Source organism: Propionibacterium australiense, from assembly GCF_003666605.1.
GTDB lineage: Bacteria > Actinomycetota > Actinomycetes > Propionibacteriales > Propionibacteriaceae > Propionibacterium > Propionibacterium australiense.
In genome coordinates this window covers 92,725-111,256 of the sequence record NZ_RCIV01000001.1, presented here as the reverse complement: position 1 = coordinate 111,256, position 18,532 = coordinate 92,725, and the positions used below count along the sequence as shown (strand labels likewise).

At 69.3% G+C, this 18,532-nt stretch carries 21 protein-coding genes; 11 read left to right on the top strand and 10 right to left on the bottom strand.

The features are described from left to right. Positions 1-11: 11 nt before the first annotated feature. From D9T14_RS00510 to D9T14_RS14045, 3 genes are all read left to right on the top strand, one after another. On the top strand, positions 12-725 hold the full coding sequence (locus tag D9T14_RS00510) for an NADPH-dependent F420 reductase (protein WP_119161915.1): 714 nt from the start codon (positions 12-14) through the stop codon (positions 723-725). A gap of 35 nt (positions 726-760) precedes the next feature. Beyond that, positions 761-1,543, top strand: coding sequence for an NADPH-dependent F420 reductase (locus D9T14_RS00505; RefSeq protein WP_119161914.1), 783 nt, complete (start codon positions 761-763; stop codon positions 1,541-1,543). A 554-nt stretch (positions 1,544-2,097) separates the two neighbouring features. Beyond that, positions 2,098-2,220, top strand: coding sequence for a hypothetical protein (locus tag D9T14_RS14045; protein ID WP_259340976.1), 123 nt, complete (start codon positions 2,098-2,100; stop codon positions 2,218-2,220). 85 nt (positions 2,221-2,305) lie between these two features. Here D9T14_RS14045 and D9T14_RS00500 read toward each other — a convergent pair whose 3' ends face one another. Then, positions 2,306-2,905, bottom strand: a complete 600-nt coding sequence (locus D9T14_RS00500; RefSeq protein WP_119161913.1) for a TetR/AcrR family transcriptional regulator — start codon at positions 2,903-2,905, stop codon at positions 2,306-2,308. Positions 2,906-3,045: 140 nt separating this feature from the next. Between D9T14_RS00500 and D9T14_RS00495 the strand changes: the two genes are divergently transcribed. After that, a complete protein-coding gene (locus D9T14_RS00495; protein WP_119161912.1) occupies positions 3,046-3,903 on the top strand; it encodes an SDR family oxidoreductase in 858 nt (285 codons plus the stop codon). Positions 3,904-3,915: 12 nt separating this feature from the next. Next, the gene (locus D9T14_RS00490) at positions 3,916-4,689 is read left to right on the top strand and encodes an SDR family NAD(P)-dependent oxidoreductase (RefSeq protein WP_119161911.1); all 774 of its coding nucleotides are present in this window, start codon (positions 3,916-3,918) and stop codon (positions 4,687-4,689) included. A 170-nt stretch (positions 4,690-4,859) separates the two neighbouring features. Here the strand turns inward: D9T14_RS00490 and D9T14_RS00485 are convergent, their stop codons facing one another. Further along, positions 4,860-5,702, bottom strand: coding sequence for an aldo/keto reductase (locus D9T14_RS00485; protein ID WP_119161910.1), 843 nt, complete (start codon positions 5,700-5,702; stop codon positions 4,860-4,862). Positions 5,703-5,705: 3 nt separating this feature from the next. After that, complete coding sequence (locus D9T14_RS00480; protein ID WP_119161909.1) at positions 5,706-6,578, bottom strand: aldo/keto reductase; 873 nt, start codon at positions 6,576-6,578, stop codon at positions 5,706-5,708. An 86-nt stretch (positions 6,579-6,664) separates the two neighbouring features. On the opposite strand from D9T14_RS00480, the gene D9T14_RS00475 reads away from it, so the two are divergent. Then, positions 6,665-7,255 (top strand): TetR/AcrR family transcriptional regulator, encoded by a 591-nt coding sequence (locus tag D9T14_RS00475; RefSeq protein WP_119161908.1) that lies wholly within the window; start codon positions 6,665-6,667, stop codon positions 7,253-7,255. A gap of 261 nt (positions 7,256-7,516) precedes the next feature. Here the strand turns inward: D9T14_RS00475 and D9T14_RS00470 are convergent, their stop codons facing one another. The 5 genes from D9T14_RS00470 to D9T14_RS00450 all read right to left on the bottom strand — a co-directional run bounded on the left by D9T14_RS00470 (position 7,517) and on the right by D9T14_RS00450 (position 12,129). After that, positions 7,517-8,335 (bottom strand): hypothetical protein, encoded by an 819-nt coding sequence (locus D9T14_RS00470; RefSeq protein ID WP_126464183.1) that lies wholly within the window; start codon positions 8,333-8,335, stop codon positions 7,517-7,519. A 252-nt stretch (positions 8,336-8,587) separates the two neighbouring features. Further along, a complete protein-coding gene (locus D9T14_RS00465) occupies positions 8,588-9,082 on the bottom strand; it encodes a lipoprotein LpqH (RefSeq protein WP_119161906.1) in 495 nt (164 codons plus the stop codon). A gap of 286 nt (positions 9,083-9,368) precedes the next feature. Further along, positions 9,369-10,316, bottom strand: a complete 948-nt coding sequence (locus D9T14_RS00460) for an aldo/keto reductase (RefSeq protein WP_119161905.1) — start codon at positions 10,314-10,316, stop codon at positions 9,369-9,371. Positions 10,317-10,636: 320 nt separating this feature from the next. Next, positions 10,637-11,287, bottom strand: coding sequence for a response regulator (locus tag D9T14_RS00455; protein WP_119161904.1), 651 nt, complete (start codon positions 11,285-11,287; stop codon positions 10,637-10,639). Further along, complete coding sequence (locus D9T14_RS00450) at positions 11,284-12,129, bottom strand: sensor histidine kinase (protein WP_119161903.1); 846 nt, start codon at positions 12,127-12,129, stop codon at positions 11,284-11,286. The genes D9T14_RS00455 and D9T14_RS00450 overlap by 4 nt, the downstream gene beginning before the upstream one ends. Before the next feature lie 98 nt (positions 12,130-12,227). Here D9T14_RS00450 and D9T14_RS00445 point away from each other — a divergent pair, with 98 nt between their 5' ends. The 4 genes from D9T14_RS00445 (at position 12,228) to D9T14_RS00430 (ending at position 15,329) form a co-directional block, all read left to right on the top strand. Continuing rightward, the gene (locus D9T14_RS00445; RefSeq protein ID WP_119161902.1) at positions 12,228-12,935 is read left to right on the top strand and encodes an ATP-binding cassette domain-containing protein; all 708 of its coding nucleotides are present in this window, start codon (positions 12,228-12,230) and stop codon (positions 12,933-12,935) included. Next, positions 12,932-13,699: a hypothetical protein gene (locus D9T14_RS00440; protein ID WP_126464184.1), complete on the top strand. Its 768-nt coding sequence runs from the start codon at positions 12,932-12,934 to the stop codon at positions 13,697-13,699. Before D9T14_RS00445 ends, D9T14_RS00440 begins: the two co-directional genes overlap by 4 nt. After that, entirely contained in the window at positions 13,699-14,346 is a 648-nt protein-coding gene (locus tag D9T14_RS00435) for a hypothetical protein (RefSeq protein ID WP_119161900.1), read from the top strand. Before D9T14_RS00440 ends, D9T14_RS00435 begins: the two co-directional genes overlap by 1 nt. Positions 14,347-14,696: 350 nt before the next feature. Further along, positions 14,697-15,329 carry a class I SAM-dependent methyltransferase gene (locus D9T14_RS00430; protein ID WP_119161899.1) on the top strand — a complete coding sequence of 211 codons (633 nt, stop codon included), beginning with the start codon at positions 14,697-14,699 and terminating at the stop codon, positions 15,327-15,329. Positions 15,330-15,560: 231 nt separating this feature from the next. Here D9T14_RS00430 and D9T14_RS00425 read toward each other — a convergent pair whose 3' ends face one another. Further along, positions 15,561-16,088: a YceI family protein gene (locus D9T14_RS00425; RefSeq protein ID WP_119161898.1), complete on the bottom strand. Its 528-nt coding sequence runs from the start codon at positions 16,086-16,088 to the stop codon at positions 15,561-15,563. Between the two features lie 341 nt (positions 16,089-16,429). Between D9T14_RS00425 and D9T14_RS00420 the strand changes: the two genes are divergently transcribed. Continuing rightward, on the top strand, positions 16,430-16,813 hold the full coding sequence (locus D9T14_RS00420; protein ID WP_119161897.1) for a DUF1304 domain-containing protein: 384 nt from the start codon (positions 16,430-16,432) through the stop codon (positions 16,811-16,813). A gap of 105 nt (positions 16,814-16,918) precedes the next feature. On the opposite strand, the gene D9T14_RS00415 is transcribed toward D9T14_RS00420, so the two are convergent. Further along, entirely contained in the window at positions 16,919-18,418 is a 1,500-nt protein-coding gene (locus D9T14_RS00415; RefSeq protein WP_119161896.1) for a Tat pathway signal sequence, read from the bottom strand. Between the last annotated feature and the right edge of the window lie 114 nt (positions 18,419-18,532).

Below are 18,532 nucleotides of genomic sequence, written 5' to 3'. Positions count from 1 at the left end.
CGGGAGGAGCCATGGGGATCGGCATCATCGGAGCCGGGGCCATCGGCAGCGCCATCGCGCGCCTGGCCACCGGTGCGGGCATCGACGTCGTCATCGCCAACTCGCGAGGACCGGAGACTCTGGGCGGTCTGGTCGCCGACCTCGGCCCCACGGCCTCGGCGGGGACCGTCGCGCAGGCCGCGCAGGCAGGTGACGTCATTGTCCTGGCTGTCCCGCCCAACGCGATGGACGGCTTTCCGACAGGGCTGTTCGACGAACGGATCGTGCTCGACACGAGCAACTACTACCCCTACCGTGACGGGCGCATCGCGGAACTGGACACCGGTGAGGTCACCAACGCCGAGCGTGCCCAGCGAAAACTGCCCCGAGCACGGCTGATCAAGGCCTTCAGCAATATTCTCGCCCCGCACATCCCACTCCTTGCTCGCGAACACGGCGCCTCCGACCGCAGTGCCCTCCCGGTGGCCGGTGACGACGAAAAGGCCCGCGCGGTGGTGATGGAGCTCGTGGACCGCTTGGGTTTCGACCCGGTCGATGCCGGCACTGCTGCGGACGCCTGGCGCTTCGAACCGGAGACCGCCGCCTACACCCCGATTTACCTCGCAGCGCCCCTCAATCCGGGGGACGACATCTTCACGGCGCCCGTCTCGCCCACCTCCGCGACGCAACTCCGCGACGCCCTCGAACGGGCCGAGCGCGTCGATGTCGCCGCCCGCGTCTACTGACCAGCTCTCTGAATCCTGACGAAGAGGAGACCATCATGAGAATCGGGATCATCGGCACCGGTAACATCGGTGCCAGCCTCGTGCGCAAGCTCAGCGCTGCCGGTCACGACGTCAAGGTCGCGAACTCGCGTGGCCCCGAGACGATCCCGGCCGACATGCTCGCGCACGGCGCCTGTGCCGTCACCGCGCAGCAAGCGGTGCAGGACGTCGACGTGGTGATCCTGTCCGTGCCGCTGAGCGCTATCCCCATCCTTGCGCCGACGCTCTCGGTCCTGCCCGAGGACGTCACCGTCGTCGACACCACAAATTACTACCCGCAACGCGACGGCGCCGGTTTCCTGCCCGACGGCACCATCGAGAGCCAGTGGGTGTCGCAGCAGCTCGGCCGCCCGGTCGCCAAGGCCTGGAACGCGATCGGCTCCGCCTCACTGGCCACCAAGGGCACCTCCGCGGGAACCCCCGGCCGCATTGCTCTGCCGGTCGCCGCGGATCGCGCCCTCGACAAGCAACGCGTCATGGTGCTCGTGGAGGACACCGGCCTGGATGCCGTCGACGCCGGCGCCCTCGCCGACTCCTGGCGCCAGCAGCCCGGCAACCCCGCGTACTGCACCGACCTCACCTCCGACGAGCTTCTGGCCGCTCTCGACCGCGCCGATGCCGAGCACGCACCGGTGAGGCGTGACCTTGTCGTGAGCGTCTTCGCCGACTGGCTCGGGGCGGGAATGAACCCCGATGCCGAGTGGAGCCTCGCCGTCGCCCGCGTCATTTGCAGCGGCCCCGCCAGCAGCGCCAACGGCAACAGCCGCAAGGAGAACTGACATGAAGGCAGTCTGAGTCCACCCCGGAGACCCCACTCGCCTCGTGATGGGCATCGAGGCCGAGCCCGCCCTCGGCCGCCACGACGTGCTCGTCAGGGTTCGTGCCGCATCGGTCAACTACCGCGACCAGTCCCCGTGTGGTTTTCAGCGCGCTCGGCGACCTGGGTACCTGGATCCCCTTGTCCGACGGTGCCGGGGAGGTGGTCGCCGTCGGCGCGGAGTCCGGACTTTCGGGAATCAACGGCCGACAGGGCGGTGAAGGGTGAATCCAGACCGGTGATCAGCGCCGTTCTGCGCGAGAACCAGGCCGAGATCATCGTGGGGGGCCATGCTTCTGCTCGTCCTGATAACCCCGATCGGGCTGCTCTTCCCATGACACGGCAGCAGTGGATGACGGGTTCGGCGGGCTTGGCGCACCGGCGGCGCTCTCGAGCGTGCTCATCGCGATGATCGCATTCCTGCCCGAGGTCATCAGAGGATTCGTGCGGGGCTCAGGAGGTGATCAACTTCGCCCACGGTGCGTTCGTCAACCTGTGTCGGGCTCACCCTGCCTCGTGGTGCTCACCATCGGTCTACTCGTCGGACAGGCCGTGGTTCTGGTCGAGAACACGGCCCATCTCGTCCTGGTCGTGGCGAGCATGTTCCTCACCTCGCCACGCTCAGCGCCCGGCATGTGACCGCCGCCCACGGGGCGACGATCCTGTCCGTCGCCGTCCTCCACTGCGTCGGCCCGTTCCCGCTGTGACGCCGCGGCGGCTTGGCTCAGGCCTCGGTGCCGCTGCCTTCCCGGGTCGGGCCGGTGCGCACCCCGTCGAGGAAGAACGCGAGATGACGCCGGTACAGCTCGGGGGAGTCCGGGTTCGCGTCCATGATCCCCACGAGCGCGATCTGCAGATAGGCGATGTCGAGGGCGGTGCAGTCGGCGCGGAGGGTGCCCTGCTCGTGCGCGGCCTCGACCATGCGCTCGACGTAGGGGTTGATCACCGCCTTGCACTCGCGCACGGTGGGATTGGTCGAGCCGGCCGGGCACATGAGCGCGCGCAGGCCGCGGTTCGAGGCCTGGATGCGCAGGGTGTCCTCGAGGTAGTGCACGAGCCCGTTCCAGGCGTCCTGCTCCGCGGCCCCGGCGCGCGCCCGCTCGATCTCACGATCCAGCTGCTCGGCGAACAGCGCGCTGATGAGCTCGTCCTTGGTCGGGAAGTGCCGGTAGACGGTGCCGACGCCGACGCCGGCGCGCCGGGCGACGTCCTTCAGGGTGATGTCGAGTCCCCCTGCGGTGAACAACTGCTGCGCGGCCTCCAGCAGCCGTGCGCGGTTGCGTGCCGCGTCCTTGCGTGTGGGGGACGCCTGAGTCGTGGGCATGCACCCAGCCTAGCGGATGTGGACCACTTGTTTCGGTTTGTGCTATGGTCTTCAAACGGAACAAATGGTCCGCTTTATTGCTGCCTAGCAACCCGGCTCGTGAAGCGAACCTTGACCCAGACCATCCTGAAAGGTGATCCATGTCCATCGCACTCACCGGCGCCTCCGGCAACCTGGGACGACTCGTCGTCGAAGAGCTGCTCTCCCGCGGCACCCCGGCCGACCAGATCGTCGCGATCGTTCGCAACCCCGCCAAGATCGCCGACTTCGCCGCCCATGGCGTCACGGTCCGCCGGGGCGACTACGCCGATCCGGCGTCGCTGCGTGCGGCCCTCGACGGCGTGGACCGGCTCCTGCTCATCTCGGTCTCCGGCCCGGGGGCGAGCAGCGCCCACCGCAACGTCATCGACGCGGCTGTGGACGCGGGCGTCGGCCACATCGCCTACACCTCGATCCTGAACGCCGACCACACCACCAACCCGCTGGCCCCCGAGCACTACGCGACCGAGGGTCTTCTCGCGGCCAGCGGCATTCCGGTGACGATCCTGCGCAACGCCTGGTACCACGAGCTCTACACCCGCCTCATGCCCGGCTATCTCGCCACCGGCGAGGTGGTCGGTTCGACCGGCGAGGGCAGGATCAGCGGCGCGGCCCGCCCCGACTTCGCCGCGGCAGCCGCCACGGTCCTGCTCTGCGACGAGCTGCCCGAGGCCGGCGCGCCGCGCATCCACGAGCTCGGCGGTCCTTCCTTCACCCTCGCCGAACTCGCGCAGACGCTCTCCGAGGTCGCCGGCCGGTCCATCGCCCACCGCAATCTGACCGACGCCGAGTACACGGCCGAGCTCGAAACCTCCGGGGCTGGGGCGAGCGCTGGTCTCGTCGTCCGGACCGACGCCTCGATCCGCGCCGGCGAGATGCACACCGAATCCGACGACCTCGCCCGTCTCGTCGGACGGCCGTTGCGGCCCCTCGCCGAGTCCCTGCGACTGGCGCTCTGAGGGAGGACATCAGTGGACGCGCTTGAACGATTCGCCGGCAAGACCGTCGTCATTACCGGTGCGGGCGGGAACATCGGCAGCGGGATCTCCCGGAGGTTCTCCGCCGAAGGCGCCAACGTGGTGCTCCTGGGCCGCCGCCGCGACCGCCTCGACGGACTCGTCGCCGAGCTGGGGGAGCGACACACCCTCGCGCTCACGGCTGACGTCACCGTCCGGGACGACCTCGTGACGGCGATGGATGCTGCTGCCGGGCGCTTCGGCGGGATCGACGTGCTGGTCGCCAATGCCGGCACCAACATCCCCCGGCCCTTCGAGGAACTGACCGAGGACGACTGGCACCATCTCATGGACGTCAACGCGGGCAGTGCCTTCACGACGGCGCAGACCGCCCTGCCGTACCTCAAGGAGAGCCGCGGCAGCATCGTCACCATCGCCGCGACGAACGGACTCGGGGGCGACCGCAAGGGCTCGGCCTTCAACGCCGCCAAGGGCGCGGTCGTCAACTTCACGCGCGGCCTCGCCTACGAGCTCGGCGAGTTCGGGATCAGGGTCAACGCCGTCGCGCCGGCGCTCACGGTGTCCGACGAGTTCGCCCAGACGCCGCCCGTCAGCGAATGGGTCCGGCTCTCCGAGTATCGCCAGGCGCTCACGGGGCACGGCAGGCCCGAGGACGTCGCCGCGGCGGTGGCCTTCCTGGCCTCCGCGGACGCGCGCTTCATCACCGGGGCGATCCTCCCGGTCGACGGCGGCATCTCGGCGGCCAGCGGTCTTCCGGAATTCTTCTGACGACACGAGCGAGCCGTGCGGCCGTTCCCGCGATCCATCCCGGCGGTGAGACCCCTCCTTCGGTGGGGATGCGGCGGGTCCCGGCGAGCGGCCGCCGTTGAGGGGCACCGTCACCTGGTGTGTGCGACGGCGGACAGGGGGAGGCCTCCCCCTGTGGTCGGGGGCTCGATTCAGTCGAGCTGCTTGAGGGCTTCGAACATCCGCGGGTCGCGGTGGTCGAAGCCCGCATTGGGCTGCTGACGGTCCAGGCCGGCGACGGCCGCCATCTCGGCGCCGGTCAGCTCGAAGTCGAAGACGTCGATGTTGGCCGCCAGTCGTTCCGCGTGGGTGGACTTGGCTACGGCCGCCACGCCGCGCTGGACGTGCCAGCGGAGAATGACCTGCTGCACCGACTTGCCGTGCGCAGTCGCGGCGTCGACCAGGACGGGGTTCTCGAGGATCTCCTTGTTGCCCTGGCCGACCGCGCCCCAGGCCTGGAGAAGGGTGCCATGGGCCTTCGAGAACTCGAAGATCTCCTTCTGCTGGTTGAACGGGTGGATCTCGCGCTGGTTGACGGCCGGCGCGACGTCGTTGTGGTGTACCAGGTCCAGGTACCTGTCGGTGTAGAAGTTCGATACCCCGATGGCCCGGATCCTGCCCTCGGCGTGCAGCTCTTCCATGGCGCGGTAGGCGCCGTAGTAGTCGCCGAAGGGCTGATGGATGATGTAGAGGTCCAGGTAGTCGGTGCCCAGCTTGTCCAGTGACACCTGGAAGGCCCGCTTGGTGGCCTCGTAGCCGTGATCCTTGAACCACAGCTTGGTGACGAGGAACAGCTCGGAACGGTCGATGCCCGAGGCCTTGATGGCCCGGCCGACGGCCTCCTCGTTGTAGTAGCGCGAGGCCGTGTCGATGAGCCGGTAGCCCTGCTCGATGGCGAGGGGTACCGCCCGCTCGACCTCCTCGTCGTTCATCTGGAAGACGCCGAGGCCGATCGCCGGCATCTCGACGCCGTTGTTGAGGGTGAAGTTCTCCATGGTTCAGGCCTCCGGGATCTCGAAGAGCGGGTTCTTGGTGGACATGGTCGAGGGGTCGGGGCCGTTGCGCGTACCGGTGTCGAGCGCGTCGATCGCCGCGAGCTCCTCGGCGCTCAGCTCGAAGTCGAAGATGTCGAAGTTCTCGGCGATGCGGTGGGGCCTGACCGACTTCGGGATCGCGGAGCGGCCCTCCTGGAGGTGCCAGCGGAGCATGACCTGCGCGACGGACTTGCCGTGCTGCGCGGCGATCCGGGCCAGGACCGGGTTCTCGAGCGTCGAGGTGCGGTTCTCGCCCCAGCCCGGGTAGAACGTGATGCCGCCGATGGGCGACCAGGCCTGGACGACGATGCCGTCGCGCTCCCGGGCGCCATGGAAGTACGGGTGGTACTCGACCTGGTTGACCGCCGGGATGATGTCGGTGGCGGCCAGCAGCTCGTCCAGATCGCGATCCTGGAAGTTGGAGACGCCGATGGCGCGGACCCTGCCCTCGGCGAGCAGCCTCTCCAGCGCCTGGTAGGCCCCGATGGTGTCCGCGAACGACTCGGGGGAGGCGGAGGCCGGCTGGTGGAGGATGAGTAGGTCGATGTACCCGAGCCCCAGCTTGTCGTTCGACTTCTCGAAGCCGTGCCGGGTCTTCTCGAAGCCGTAGTCGCTGATCCAGATCTTGGTCTCGACGAAGACCTTCTCGCGCGGCAGGCCCGACTCGCGGATGGCCTGGCCGACCTCGCGTTCGTTGCCGTAGCCGGCGGCGGTGTCGACGTGACGGTAACCGACTTCCAGTGCGGTGAGGACGGCGTTCTTCGTCTCCGCCGGTTCTGTCTGGAAGACACCGAAGCCGATCTGCGGCATCTCGACGCCGTTGTTGAGTGTGATCATGAGTGCTCCTCCAAACGGAGATTTGATATCCGGTTAAAGTCTATAGTGTAACCGGATGCAGTCAATCCGTTTTGTATGGTGGAGGCATGAGGAAGGATGCCGTCGCCAACCGGGAGAAACTGCTCCGCGCCGGCCGCGAGGTCTTCGGCGGGCGTGGCCTCGGTGCGACGCTCAACGACGTCGCCCACGCCGCGGGCGTCGGCGTCGGCACCGCGTACCGCAACTTCGGCAACAAGCAGGAGCTGCTCGAGGCCATCTTCCTCGTGCAGGTCGACGAGCTGGAGGCCATTGCTCGGGCAGCGCTGGAGGTGGAGGACCCGTGGGAGGGGCTGCGCGCCTATCTCACGCAGGCGACCGCCCTGCAGTACTCGGACAAGGCGCTGGCCCAGATGTTCGCCGGCCGCTTCGTCTCCCGCGTCGCGCTGGACGCGAGCCGCGACCGCGTCGCCCCACTGGTCAACAGGATCGGTGAGCGTGTCGGCGTTCCCGGCACCGACCTCATCTTCATCCAGGTCGGCGTCCTGGCGATCGCCGATCTCGTCGGCGACGGCTACCCGCGCTACCTCGAGATCGCCATCAAGGGGCTGCAATCCGGGGGCGAGCTCGTCGGCCGGGCGCTGAGCACCGAGGAGACCCACGAGATCATGCGGCTGGACGGCGCCCGCGCCTCCACCTGATCCGATGTGGTGCGGATGTCCAGCGCAGTCTCCATGAGGTGAAACGCCCCGGGTCCTGTCTCGTGGGCAGGACGCAACGGGTGCTGCGTCGTGGTCGTGGGTGTCGGCGCCCTCGACCTGCGAGGGGTGCGGCAGTCGAGGGCCTGTGGTGAGCAGGTGTCCTGACCCTCAGGGGGTGTACCGCTGGGACGGTTCCCGATGTCTCCCGAGCCGGCGGGCCGGAACACGGCCCGGCACGCCACCCGTCGGGTTTACGAGTTCTCAGGCCCCATCGATGGAACCCGCCGGGCCCCGCAGTGGCTCCAGCGCCGGATGCTGCAACAGTCCTCCGACGCCGTGGGTCGCCCAGATCACGCTCACCGAGGCGATCAGACTCGCCGGTCCCTGCAGCCGCAGCGGTGAGGTGTCGTTGAACTCCAGGATCAGGGTGTCCTCGTTCAAAGCGGGGTAGACGCCCACGACACCACCGAACCAGAAGGACAGCCATTGGCCATGAGGATGGTGAATGAGAACGCGCTGATCCGTCACCAGGCACCTGGTGATCTGCGCCTCGCGCCACTGGGCCGCGGCTTGGCGCAGGGCGGCATTGCGGCGCGCCTGGTTGCCCAGTGCCGTCGCACCCAGGCCGACGGCTACGAACAGCGGAGAGCCGAAGAAGAAGCTGCTCGACTCGTAGTAGGTGACATCCTGCCCGTAGAACCTCGAGTAGTGCGCTGACCCGTTGAACAGGATTCGCTCGCCGCGGTCGAGGATGACGTCCCAGGCCGGACCGAGGTCGAAGGACTGCGTGGTGGCCAGGTCTGCGGCGACGGCACGCGCGTGTTCCACTGCCGTCTCATGGCCGCGGATCATCGCCAGTGCCTGCGCCTCCCGGCGCGTGGGATGCCCGTGTGCGAAGCGGTACGTACGCCAGTACCGCCAGATGCAGCGAAGCAGCCGACTCACCGTCTTGCAGACCAGGATGAGGAGCAGCAGCAGGGCGGCCAGCGTGAGCAGGTTCCGGCCTCCGTCGTCGGGTTTGGCGCTCACCCACGGGGCCATGACCAGGTTCATCAAGAACCACAGTGCGATTGCGGCCAACGCGTACCCGATCCAGTGGGCGTGATCACGCCAGACCGGGCGGGAGGGGAGCGGGGATCGAGGCGTACGGCGGGAACTACGCATCGGGTACCTCATGGTTGGAGCGGGTGGGGGTCGGGTACCAAGCAGGGATCTGTTGTGTGGACAGGTTCGCATCGTCCAGCACGGGGCAATGCTCACCCTGGCTGTCGTGGGTCGTGATGTCGTCTACGTCGACAACGTCACGACCCACAACAACAGTCGTTCATGCGGTCAGCCGCAGGTGGCGGTCATCTCGAAGCTTCGCAGCGGGGCGGATGGGTCCGTCGCGACCTCGGCGGGGGCCTCGCCGGTGACGGTGTAGGTCGAGCCGTCGACCGTCGCCTCGGCATGGCCCACGCCACCGGCATCCATGAAGGAGAGCACCAATTCGCTCCCCTTGCCGGCATTGACCATGACCACCTGACCATTCTCGTCAAGAGTCACCGTGAAGGAGCTGGGTGATGACGTCATCGACGCGGTGCGGACAGTGGTCATGCCGTCCTCCGAGCCGCACGTCACGACCGGCTGGTCGATGGTGAAGGGCTCGCCGTCGATCGTCGCCGAGAAGTCACCACCAGTCGTCACCTCGGGTGCGCTGCTCGTCGTGGCGGTCTCGGCGGGGGACGAGCTCTCGGTGGTGTTCGACTGGCCGCTGCACGCTCCCAGGCTCAGCGCCAGAGCCGTGGTCAGGGTCAGGGCCATGATGGTCTTCGTGGGGGTCTTCATGATTGCGTCCTCATCTCAACGCGGTCGTGATCGAAGGGGTGTCGGGTCCTGCACCGGGGCAGGACCCGATGACCGACGACGGGCATCAGCCCTCATCAGTATAGGAATCATCGCCCCCATCCCGGAAACAGGCCCAGGACCGCATCGTGATCCCGGCGGCCGGGCTACGGACGAGGCGGGGCCGGGGTTCCGCGCAGCCCTGCCGGCGTGCGCAGGCATGTTGCTGTGCCGGATGATCCGTCCAGCGAGACCACTCGGGCCCCGGCGTCGCCTCCGGGCCGGCTGCTCACGGCACCTCGTGCCCGGCCGCCCGGATGAGCCCGTACCACTCGCCGCGGGTGAGCGGGATGTCGGAGCCGGCTGCCGCGTCGGTGACGCGCCGCGGCGTCGTCGTGCCGAGGATGACCTGGATGCCGGCCGGGTGCCGGGTGATCCAGGCGGTGGCGATGGCCATCGGGGTGACACCGTACCTGGCGGCGAGCCGGTCCAGTTCCGCGTTCAGTTCCGGGTGATCGGGCGCGCCGAGGAAGACGCCGTCCCGGGTGGTCTTCTGGAACGGACTCCACGCCTGCAGGGTGATCCGGTTGATGCGCGCGTACTCGACGATGCCGCCGCCGTCGCGGGTGATCGCGTCATCGGTGGTGGTCATGTTCGCCGCCAGACCCTGGGTGATGATCGATGCGTGCGCGACCGACAGCTGCACCTGGTTGACGCTGATCGGCTGGGTCACCGCCGTGCGCAGCAGGTCGATCTGGCGCGGGGTGTGGTTGGACACCCCGAATGCGCGGACCTTGCCGCTGGACTCCAGGTGGTCGAAGGCCCGGGCGACCTCCTCAGGCTCGACGAGCGCGTCCGGGCGGTGCAGCAGCAGCACGTCGAGGTAGTCGGTGGCGAGCGCCCGCAGCGACTCCTCGACCGAGCCGACGATGTGCTCGTAGGACTGGTCGTAGCCCCACGGGTCGGCGACGATGCCGGTCTTGGTCTGCAGGGTGATCTGCTCCCGCTCGGACGGGCTGAGCCGCAGCGCCTGGGCGAAACGCCGCTCGCACAGGTGGATGCCGTCCGGGTGGTCGAACCCGTAGAGGTCGGCGTGGTCGAAGAAGTCGATGCCCGACTCGCGTGCCACCGCATACAGGGCACGGATCTGTTCGTCGGTGTCATCCGCGATGCGCATCATGCCCGAGATGACGTTGGGGACCATGGTGCCGGTGTTTCCGAAGGGGACGGTTCTCATGGGGTCTCTCCTCGTGCAGGTGACAGGGGCGCCGCGACGCCCATGAGAGGGGCGGTGCCCATTCGCATATATCCTATCCAGAGCGAGCATCGGTCGTCGTCAGGCCGGGAACGAGCCCACCCAGTCCCGCGGGGCCATCCGCCGCCCACCGATCGTGGGGAGCTTCCCGGTGCCCGATCCGGCCCCGGGGCAGAGCCGGTGTCCCTCAGGCGGCATCGGGGCCGCCAAGCCCGTCCGTCGCATCGGGGCTCGGCGCGTGCCCTGGCGCACCACCGCCGGGTGCCGGCTGTTCCCGACATGGCCCGGGCCGACACGCCACGCTACGGCCGGTCCGGGACGCATCCAGCCTCGTGGGCGATGATCACCAGCTGCGGCCGGTCGCGCGCGTCCAGCTTGGTGAGCAGGTGCGCGATGTGCGTCTTCAGCGTGCTGCGCGAGATGAACAGTTCACGCTCGATCTCGGCGTTGTTGAGTCCCCTGCCGATGAGCCCGAGCACCTCGCGCTCTCGGGCCGTGATCTGCGGAAGCTCCCGCACCGGGGCCCGCGCGGTCAGCGACTGCTCGATGACGCGCCGCAGCACCGACGGTGCGAGCAACTGCTCCCCGCCCGCCATCCTGCGGACAGCATCGGCGACCACCTCGGGCTCGGCGTCCTTGAGCAGGAAGCCCGACGCCCCGGCCCGTAGGGCGCCGAAGACGTACTCGTCCAGTTCGAACATGGTCAGCACGCAGACCCTCGTGTGCGCCAAGGCCGGTTCGGCGAGGATGCGCCGGGTGGCCTCCAGGCCGTCGACCCCGGGCATCCGAAGATCCATGAGGACGACATCGGGGCGGGTCGTCAGGGCGACCGCGACCGCCTGCTCACCGTCCGCGGCCTCGCCGACCACGTCGATGTCGGGCTCGGCGCCGATGAGGCTGGCCAGGCTGCACCGGACGAGCGCCTGGTCGTCGACGACGATGACACGGATCATGCGGCCGGCCCCTCGTCGGGGATGCTCGCCTCCACCACGAAACCGTTCCCGGTGGGGCCGTGCGTCAGCGTGCCGCCCACGACCTGGACTCGCTGTCGGAGCAGGCCGAGGCCATGGCCGGCGCCGGGGGCAGATGCTACCGGTCGATGGGGGCCCTCGTCCTCGACGCGGACGACGACGCGGTTTCCGCTGCGCGTGATGCTGCACTCGGCGCTCGTGGGACCGACGTGCCGGGTGATGTTCCGCAGTGCCTCGCGCACGACGTGATGGACGACGAGCCCGGTCGCGCTGCTGCACCTGGCGTCCAGCCCGCTGACCCGCAGCGCCACGCCGTGGCTCCGGGCCTGCTCGATGACCTCGGACAGCTCGGCGATCCCGGCCGTCGGCGACAGGGGAGCGGACGTGCCGGGCTCGCGCAGCACCGTGAGCACCTGGCGCAGTTCGGTCGTTGCCTGCTGGCTGAGCCCGATGACATCGCCGAGCGCCGCGTGCGCCTCGATCAGCTCGTCGCTGCGCGCACCGACCCGGGCCCGCAGCGTGATGGCCCCCAGCCCGTGGCTGATGATGTCGTGGAGCTGACCCGCGATGAGCAGCCGGTCCTTCAGGACGGCCTCGGCCGCGGCGGCCGAGATCATCTGACGGCGGTGTCTCCGCTGCTCTGCGAGCCCCATCATGGCCAGCCAGCAGCCCAGTGCGGCGACGGCAACCACGATGAGCAGGGTCACGACGCTGCCGGCATCGTTGTCAAGAGAGAGCCCGGTGACCATGAGGAAGAACGCGCCGAGGGCGGTGGCACCCAGGGCGAAGGCCCAGCGGCGCCAGGGCCGTTCCCGCTTCTCCATACGGAGATTCTAGGATCCGGCGCCGGGGTGCGCATCGGCCCTGGGGCCGAGTCCGGTGGGCCGATGCGCGCTCGCGCCCGACCGTTGAGCATAGGGGCATGATCACCTTCGACCACGTGGTGAAGCGCAGGGGCCGGGCAACGATCCTCGACGATGTCGGCTTCGAGGCCAGGGCGGGCCGGGTCACCGGTTTCGTCGGACGCAACGGCGCCGGCAAGTCGTCAGCGCTGCGCATCCTGCTGGGCCTCGACCGGGCCACATCCGGTGCGGCGACGATCGATGGCGTCCCCTATGCGTCACTGCGGCGACCACTCACGAGGGTCGGGGCGGCTCTGGGCGGCGCCGGCGCCCACCCGGGACGCACCGCCGCCGGGCATCTCGGCTGGCTCGCCTCGAGCAACGGCATCGCCCGCTCACGGGTCGGGCAGGTCCTCGACGAGCTCGGCCTGGCCGCCGCGGCGCGGCTCAGGGTCGGCGCGTTCAGCCTCGGCATGGCCCAGCGATTGGGGCTGGCTGCGGCCCTGCTGGGGGAACCAGAGGTCCTCGTCCTCGACGAGCCGGTCAACGGGCTCGACCCGGACGGCATCCGCTGGCTGCGAGGGCTCGTCCGCCGCCACGCGGACGGCGGCGGCACGGTGCTCATGTCCAGCCACCTCATCAGTGAACTGGCCGAGGTCGCCGACGACGTCGTCATCATCGACTGTGGACGGATCCGGGCCGCGGGCCCGGCGGCAGGCCTCGCCGCGGACCACGGCGGCCTCGAGGCGGCCTTCTTCGCGGTGACGGGGACGGGGCGGCCGGCATGAGGGCTCTCGTGACGGAGGCCCGCAAACTCCTCGGGCTGCGCCCGGCCGTCGGGGCGGTGGCCGCCGCCCTGCTGCTCACCCTGCTCCTGGCCTGGGTGAATGCGCGCAGCGTCCGGGCGGCGATCGAAGGGGTCCGCAACGATGTGGACCCCGACCCGGCCGGGCTCGGGGTGAGCGAGGCACTGCTGTCCGTCGCCGCGTCCGCCGCGCTCGGGGTCCTGGTGTTCTGGCAGGAGTACCGGCCCATGCCCGAGGACCTCGGTGGCGGACGGCAGGCCGCCACGAGCGAGCTGGCGGTGCCCCGGCGGGTCCGCCGCTGCCTCGCCAAGTACGTGCTGGCCGCCCTCGCCGGCGGTGTCGTGACGAGCCTGGCCATCGCGGAGAGCACCGTGGTCGTCCGGCGCGTCCTCGGCCCGCACGCCCCGCCCATGACCGCTGTGCAGTGGCAGCTGTGCGGGCGGGTGGTGCTCTATGCGACGTTCCTCTCGCTGTTCGGCGCCGGGGTGACGCTGGTCCTGCGCAACGGGCTCATCCCCATGGTCTACCTCGTCGCGAGTTCGACGGTCGTCTCGGTCGGTTTCCTCCTCGCTCTGCGCTGGTCGTGGGCCTGGTACCTGCTGCCGGACGCCCTCGGGCCGGCGGTGGTCCACGCCACCGAGCAACCCGGCATGCCGCCGATCGGGGCCGCGGTGGCGGCGATGACCGGGTGGGTCTGCCTCAGCTGCGGCGCGGGGATCGTGCTCGACAGACGCCGGGACGTCTGATGGCTGCCGTGTTCACCGAGGTCCGCAAGATCGGCACGCTGCGCAGGAGCTGGGTGTTGCTCGCCGCCTCCGTCGCCTGGGCCGTGCTCCTGGGTGCCGCCGTGCGCCGGGTGAACGGGGCCGGCAGTGCGTCCCTGGCCACAGTCATGCCGCTCGCCCTGGTCGGCTGCGTCGTGGGCGGGGCCGGTCTCGCCGGTCAGGAGTACGTCCGCCAGCACCGCAGCACCCTGCTGGCGACGCCCGATCGCCGGCGGTGGGCAGCTGCCCGCGCGGTCGTCCTCGAGGCCACGGTGCTGGGCTTCTCGACGCCGACCGGAACGGCACTCGCCCTCGCGCTGGGCTGCGCCGACCCGCGGCACGCCCTCGGCGCGGTCGCCCATCTGCTCCTCGTCTCGACACTGGCCTGGTTCGCCGCCGAGACGACCCGGTCGACGGTCCGGGGCACCGTCCTCACCCTGGCCGTCGTCTGGATCGCACCGGCCCTCATCCGGACCGCCGCGCCGCGCCTGGCCGGCTGGCTGCCCACCGGGGCGGCGGCCGGGCTCCTCGACGGAAACCGGATCTCGGCACGGGACCTGCTCGTCATGGCCGGCTGGCTCGCCTGCCTGGCCGCTGGGGCCCTCGTCTCGTGGCGGCGAGACTCCTGAGCCGCAGGCCAGCCGACAGGGGCGCCTACGATTCCGTGCCATGGCCAGATCATCTCGCTCTCCCAGCCCTACAGGGTCGAAGTCGGCGTGTCCAAAGAACAAGGTCAAAGCTCCTCAACGTCCGATCGGTCTGAATACCGGCTTGCCTGGCGGCTCTGCTCTTCTCTGCCGTGGGCCGGTCTCTCAGGACTTCTTCCGGAGGTTGTCGGACCGCATGTCCCCTGGGTAGGCCCTGTGCGAAAGGCTTTCCTATACGCGATGGCGCGAGCCCGCTCCCTGCCGACCGGATGAGCTTCTCATCCCACGACGAATACCTTGGATAGGTAAGAAGGGTTGCCTACACTCGCCGCATGCCTCACGACCGTGCTCTGTCCTCGGGTCCCTCGGACGTCGCCGCCGCGGCGGAATGGGACGAGCGCTACAGCCGCTCCGAGCACATCTGGAGCGGCGAACCCAATGGTGCGCTCGTCGACGAGGTCTCAGGGCTGACACCCGGTCGTGCCCTCGACGTCGGATGCGGGGAGGGCGCCGACGCCATCTGGTTGGCCGTCCAGGGCTGGCGGGTGACAGCTCTCGACGTCTCGATCGTCGCTCTGTATCGTGCACTGAAGGCAGCAGCTCAGGCAGGGGCCGAGATCGAGTGGCTGCATGCCGGATTGCTCGACGCCGATCTGGAGCCGGCGACCTTCGATCTTGTCACGGCCCAGTACCCGGCACTGCGGCGTACCCAGGACCAGGCGGCGGAGCGTCTTCTCATGAGTCTTGTCGCGCCGGGCGGGATACTGCTGTTCGTTCACCACGACCTCGGCGACGCGCCCGACCCCGAGCACTTCGCTGGCCATGTCATGCCCGAACAGATGCTCGCTGCAATCGGCCCGGACTGGGTGCTCGAACGGCACCAGAGACGCGAGCGTCGTATCAGTGGGGGAGCCGGCAGCCATCATGGGCGCGACATCGTCGTGCGCGCCCGAAGAATGCGCTGAGGGCCGGCCGCGCCGGACCAGACACGCTGGAACAGAACCGCCCGATGCCGCTGAGAACGCAGGGCGATGCGCCCTCGCTCAGCGGCCCGGACGTTCATCCTGCGCAGTGCGTGTGTCATTGCACAGAGAACGCAGGACTGCCGAACCGGCTGCTCGAACACCCTGCGCTCCTTGCGAAACGTCACGCATGGAACGCGGGGCGACCGATCATGCGGGGGTGGTGCAGACGGCTCAGGACTGCTTGACGGCCTCGATCTCGAGGGTGACCTGAACCTTGTCTCCCACGAGAACGCCACCGGCCTCGAGCGCGGAGTTCCAGGTGAGGCCGAAGTCCTTGCGCGAGAGGGAGGTGCTGGCCTCGAAGCCCAGCCGCTCGGCGCCGAAGGGGTCGGTGGCGGCGCCGAGGAACTCGACGTCCAGCTCGACCGGGCGGGTGACGCCGTGGATCGTCAGATCGCCGGACAGTACGAATGCGTTGTTGTCGCCACTCACGCCGGTGGAGATGAAGGTCCATGCCGGGTGGGTCTCGGTGTCGAAGAAGTCGGCCGAGCGCAGGTGGGCGTCCCGCTGCTCGTTTGAGGTGTCGACCGAGTCGGCCTTGATCATGGCCGAGACGGTCGAACCGGCGGGGGTGGCCAGGTCGGCGACCTCGATCGTGCCGGCGAAGTCGTTGAAGCGGCCGCGGGTCTTGCCGATGCCGGCATGCCGGACGGAGAAGGCGAGGGTGGAATGGCTCGTATCGATCGTGTACGTGGTCATGGTTGCTCCTGTGGCGTTCGTTGTCTGTGTCGGGTCGCCGGCGGTGTGTGCTGCCGGCGTTGTCCACCATAGATCAATTCATTGAATCATCAACTATCTTGCTGCTGGTTGCCCTCTGGACGGCACGGCGCTGACGGCCTGGCCATGGGGGACAGGAGTCTTGCAGCCGTGTCTGAAACGGCTGCGACAAGGTGTGACCCGTCGACGTCCGCGTACTGCGGGTGTGCCCCTCACTGATCCAGGAACGGCGGCACGGGTTTCACGGGGGAATGATCCGGGGCGGTGCCACGTTGTGGCGCCGGAGGTGCCATCTGCTGGCGTCGTACGAGAGAGGACACATCATGCTCATCGCCGGATCGGTCATCGCTGCGCTCGCGGCGCTGCTGCACGTCCTCATCTTCTGGATGGAGTCACTGTCGTGGACGAGTGCGCGCTCCCGCGCAACCTTCGGTATGAGCCGGGAGGAGGCCGAGAACACCCGCGAGATGGCCTTCAACCAGGGCTTCTACAACCTGTTCTTGGCCGTCATGGCGGCGCTCGGGGTGGTGCTGACCGTCTGCGGGGTCCGTGCGGCCGGTGCCGCACTCATGCTCGCCGGGGTCGGCTCCATGCTCGCGGCGGCCATCGTGCTGTTCGCCAGTTCGCCCGACAAGCGCGGCGCGGCACTCAAGCAGGGTACGCTGCCGCTGCTCGCCGTGGCGCTCATCGTTCTCGCGGTCGTCTGAGGGGCGGGGTCCGGCGGTAGCCAGGGGCCACACGTGTGGCACCAGGCTGTCTGCGCCTCGCCGCCAGATCGCCTCATCATGTGGCACTGGCCTGGTTTCGAGGCTCTAGCGGCTGGTGCCCTGCGCCGCCTCGGTCAGTGTCTCGGAGACCGGCCCGCCCGGTGAACCGGGCTCCTCGTCCTCGAGGTAGTACCACCAGAAGGGCGCACCCCAGCACTCCGGACGGCCCAGTGCCGTGCTCGTCAGATGTCGCGCGGTGGCGGTACGAGCCGCGGCGGTGTCGTGCTCGTCGCCGAACCACCAGGGGCCCGCGTCGAGGTCGTCGGCGCCGTAGCCCAGCTCCGTCAGGGCCACGCGCTGGGCGGGGAAGGCCGCTGCGAGGGTCGTCAGTACCCGGTCGGCCCCCGAACCGAGCGGATGCCACTGGGGGTAGACGGACAACCCCAGCACATCGGTGAGGTCGAGCAGTTCGGACGTCAGATTGCTCCGCGCCCAGCTCAGCACGGAGTTCTCCGCCCCGTCCTGGCCGAGCTGATGGTAGAGGGTCAGGACTGTTGTGGCGCCGGTCGTCGACTGGTTCGCGCGCACGGCGCGGGCCGCCTGCAAGGTCCGTTCGATCACGTCGTCCCCGAGCCAGGAGCCGCCGAGCTCGTTGCCGATCTCCCATGCGTCGGCCTCGGGCAGGCCCTGTACGAGGTCCGACACACGCCGGTTCCACTCGTCCTGGTCGAGTTCACCCATCAGCTGCGAGTCGCAGATCTGCACCATGGCGAGAGAACCGCTGGCGTGCAGGGCGGAGATCGTCCGCCGCCAGGAGTCCATTTCGGACGTATCGGAGTCGTCCTCGACGACGATCCGGGCCGCCACCGGTCGGCGCCCGCCGCCGATGCCGGCCGCCCTTGTGAGCTGGTTGGTGTCAGGGGGACGGGTGAACGTGACGCCGATGAGCGCATCGCTGGGTGCCAGGGACAGGCATGTCTCGTCGAGCATCAGCTGGGCTCCGGTGGCGGCTTCCAGGGCCTCGGCCCCGCGCGCTGCGCGCTCGGCCGGTCCGGTGGCGTTCCCACATGCGTCGAGAGCCGTCGAGGTCTTCTGTCTGAGAGTCTCCGCGGCGGTGCGCTCCGGGGAGGCGGGCAGCGCGTCGATGCGGGGCTGCTGGCGCTCGTGCAGGCTTCGGGCGGCGAGTTCGGCGAGGCTGTGGCGACCGGGGCCGGGGATGTCGGCCAGCAGGGCCGAGTAGCCGTGGCTGGTGGGCCACGACAGGGACAGGGTGGCCCCGCCCTCCGGCAGGTCGACTGCGGCGCTGGACTCAGCGTCCTCGTAGAGGGGCGCGTGGTCGAGGACCTCGAGGGTCTCGGGATGCAGCAGCTGGTCGTCCCAGGCGTCCTCGCCCGCGCCATTGGACTGGATGCGACGCAGCCCCGCGAAGTCGAGCAGGCCTCCGTCGGGGCCGGTGACGTCGAGCTGGGCGGTACCCGCAGCAGACGGGCTCGCCTCGGCGACCGGAACGCTGGGGGAGCAGGCTGCGGTGAGCGCGAGTGACGCGCCTCCGCTGCCGACCAGGAGCGCTCGCCGGCTCAGCCGGGGTGAGTGGTGGGTGTCCATGGGGACATCCTCACCCATTCGAAGCCGGCGCGGAAGGGCAGACTGGCAAGGCATCTCTCCGGCTCCGGGTACTCCCGGTGACGCCATGACCAGTAGTGCACTGGGGATGATGGC

Coding starts and splice junctions, on each gene's coding strand:
- D9T14_RS00455 (WP_119161904.1), bottom strand. CDS start 11,287: ATGATCCGTGTCATCGTCGTCGACGACCAGGCGCTCGTCCGGTGCAGC.
- D9T14_RS00450 (WP_119161903.1), bottom strand. CDS start 12,129: ATGGAGAAGCGGGAACGGCCCTGGCGCCGCTGGGCCTTCGCCCTGGGT.
- D9T14_RS00505 (WP_119161914.1), top strand. CDS start 761: ATGAGAATCGGGATCATCGGCACCGGTAACATCGGTGCCAGCCTCGTG.
- D9T14_RS00495 (WP_119161912.1), top strand. CDS start 3,046: ATGTCCATCGCACTCACCGGCGCCTCCGGCAACCTGGGACGACTCGTC.
- D9T14_RS00485 (WP_119161910.1), bottom strand. CDS start 5,702: ATGGAGAACTTCACCCTCAACAACGGCGTCGAGATGCCGGCGATCGGC.
- D9T14_RS00510 (WP_119161915.1), top strand. CDS start 12: ATGGGGATCGGCATCATCGGAGCCGGGGCCATCGGCAGCGCCATCGCG.
- D9T14_RS00415 (WP_119161896.1), bottom strand. CDS start 18,418: ATGGACACCCACCACTCACCCCGGCTGAGCCGGCGAGCGCTCCTGGTC.
- D9T14_RS00420 (WP_119161897.1), top strand. CDS start 16,430: ATGCTCATCGCCGGATCGGTCATCGCTGCGCTCGCGGCGCTGCTGCAC.
- D9T14_RS00465 (WP_119161906.1), bottom strand. CDS start 9,082: ATGAAGACCCCCACGAAGACCATCATGGCCCTGACCCTGACCACGGCT.
- D9T14_RS00500 (WP_119161913.1), bottom strand. CDS start 2,905: ATGCCCACGACTCAGGCGTCCCCCACACGCAAGGACGCGGCACGCAAC.
- D9T14_RS00425 (WP_119161898.1), bottom strand. CDS start 16,088: ATGACCACGTACACGATCGATACGAGCCATTCCACCCTCGCCTTCTCC.
- D9T14_RS00460 (WP_119161905.1), bottom strand. CDS start 10,316: ATGAGAACCGTCCCCTTCGGAAACACCGGCACCATGGTCCCCAACGTC.
- D9T14_RS00475 (WP_119161908.1), top strand. CDS start 6,665: ATGAGGAAGGATGCCGTCGCCAACCGGGAGAAACTGCTCCGCGCCGGC.
- D9T14_RS00440 (WP_126464184.1), top strand. CDS start 12,932: ATGAGGGCTCTCGTGACGGAGGCCCGCAAACTCCTCGGGCTGCGCCCG.
- D9T14_RS00480 (WP_119161909.1), bottom strand. CDS start 6,578: ATGATCACACTCAACAACGGCGTCGAGATGCCGCAGATCGGCTTCGGT.
- D9T14_RS00435 (WP_119161900.1), top strand. CDS start 13,699: ATGGCTGCCGTGTTCACCGAGGTCCGCAAGATCGGCACGCTGCGCAGG.
- D9T14_RS00430 (WP_119161899.1), top strand. CDS start 14,697: ATGCCTCACGACCGTGCTCTGTCCTCGGGTCCCTCGGACGTCGCCGCC.
- D9T14_RS00445 (WP_119161902.1), top strand. CDS start 12,228: ATGATCACCTTCGACCACGTGGTGAAGCGCAGGGGCCGGGCAACGATC.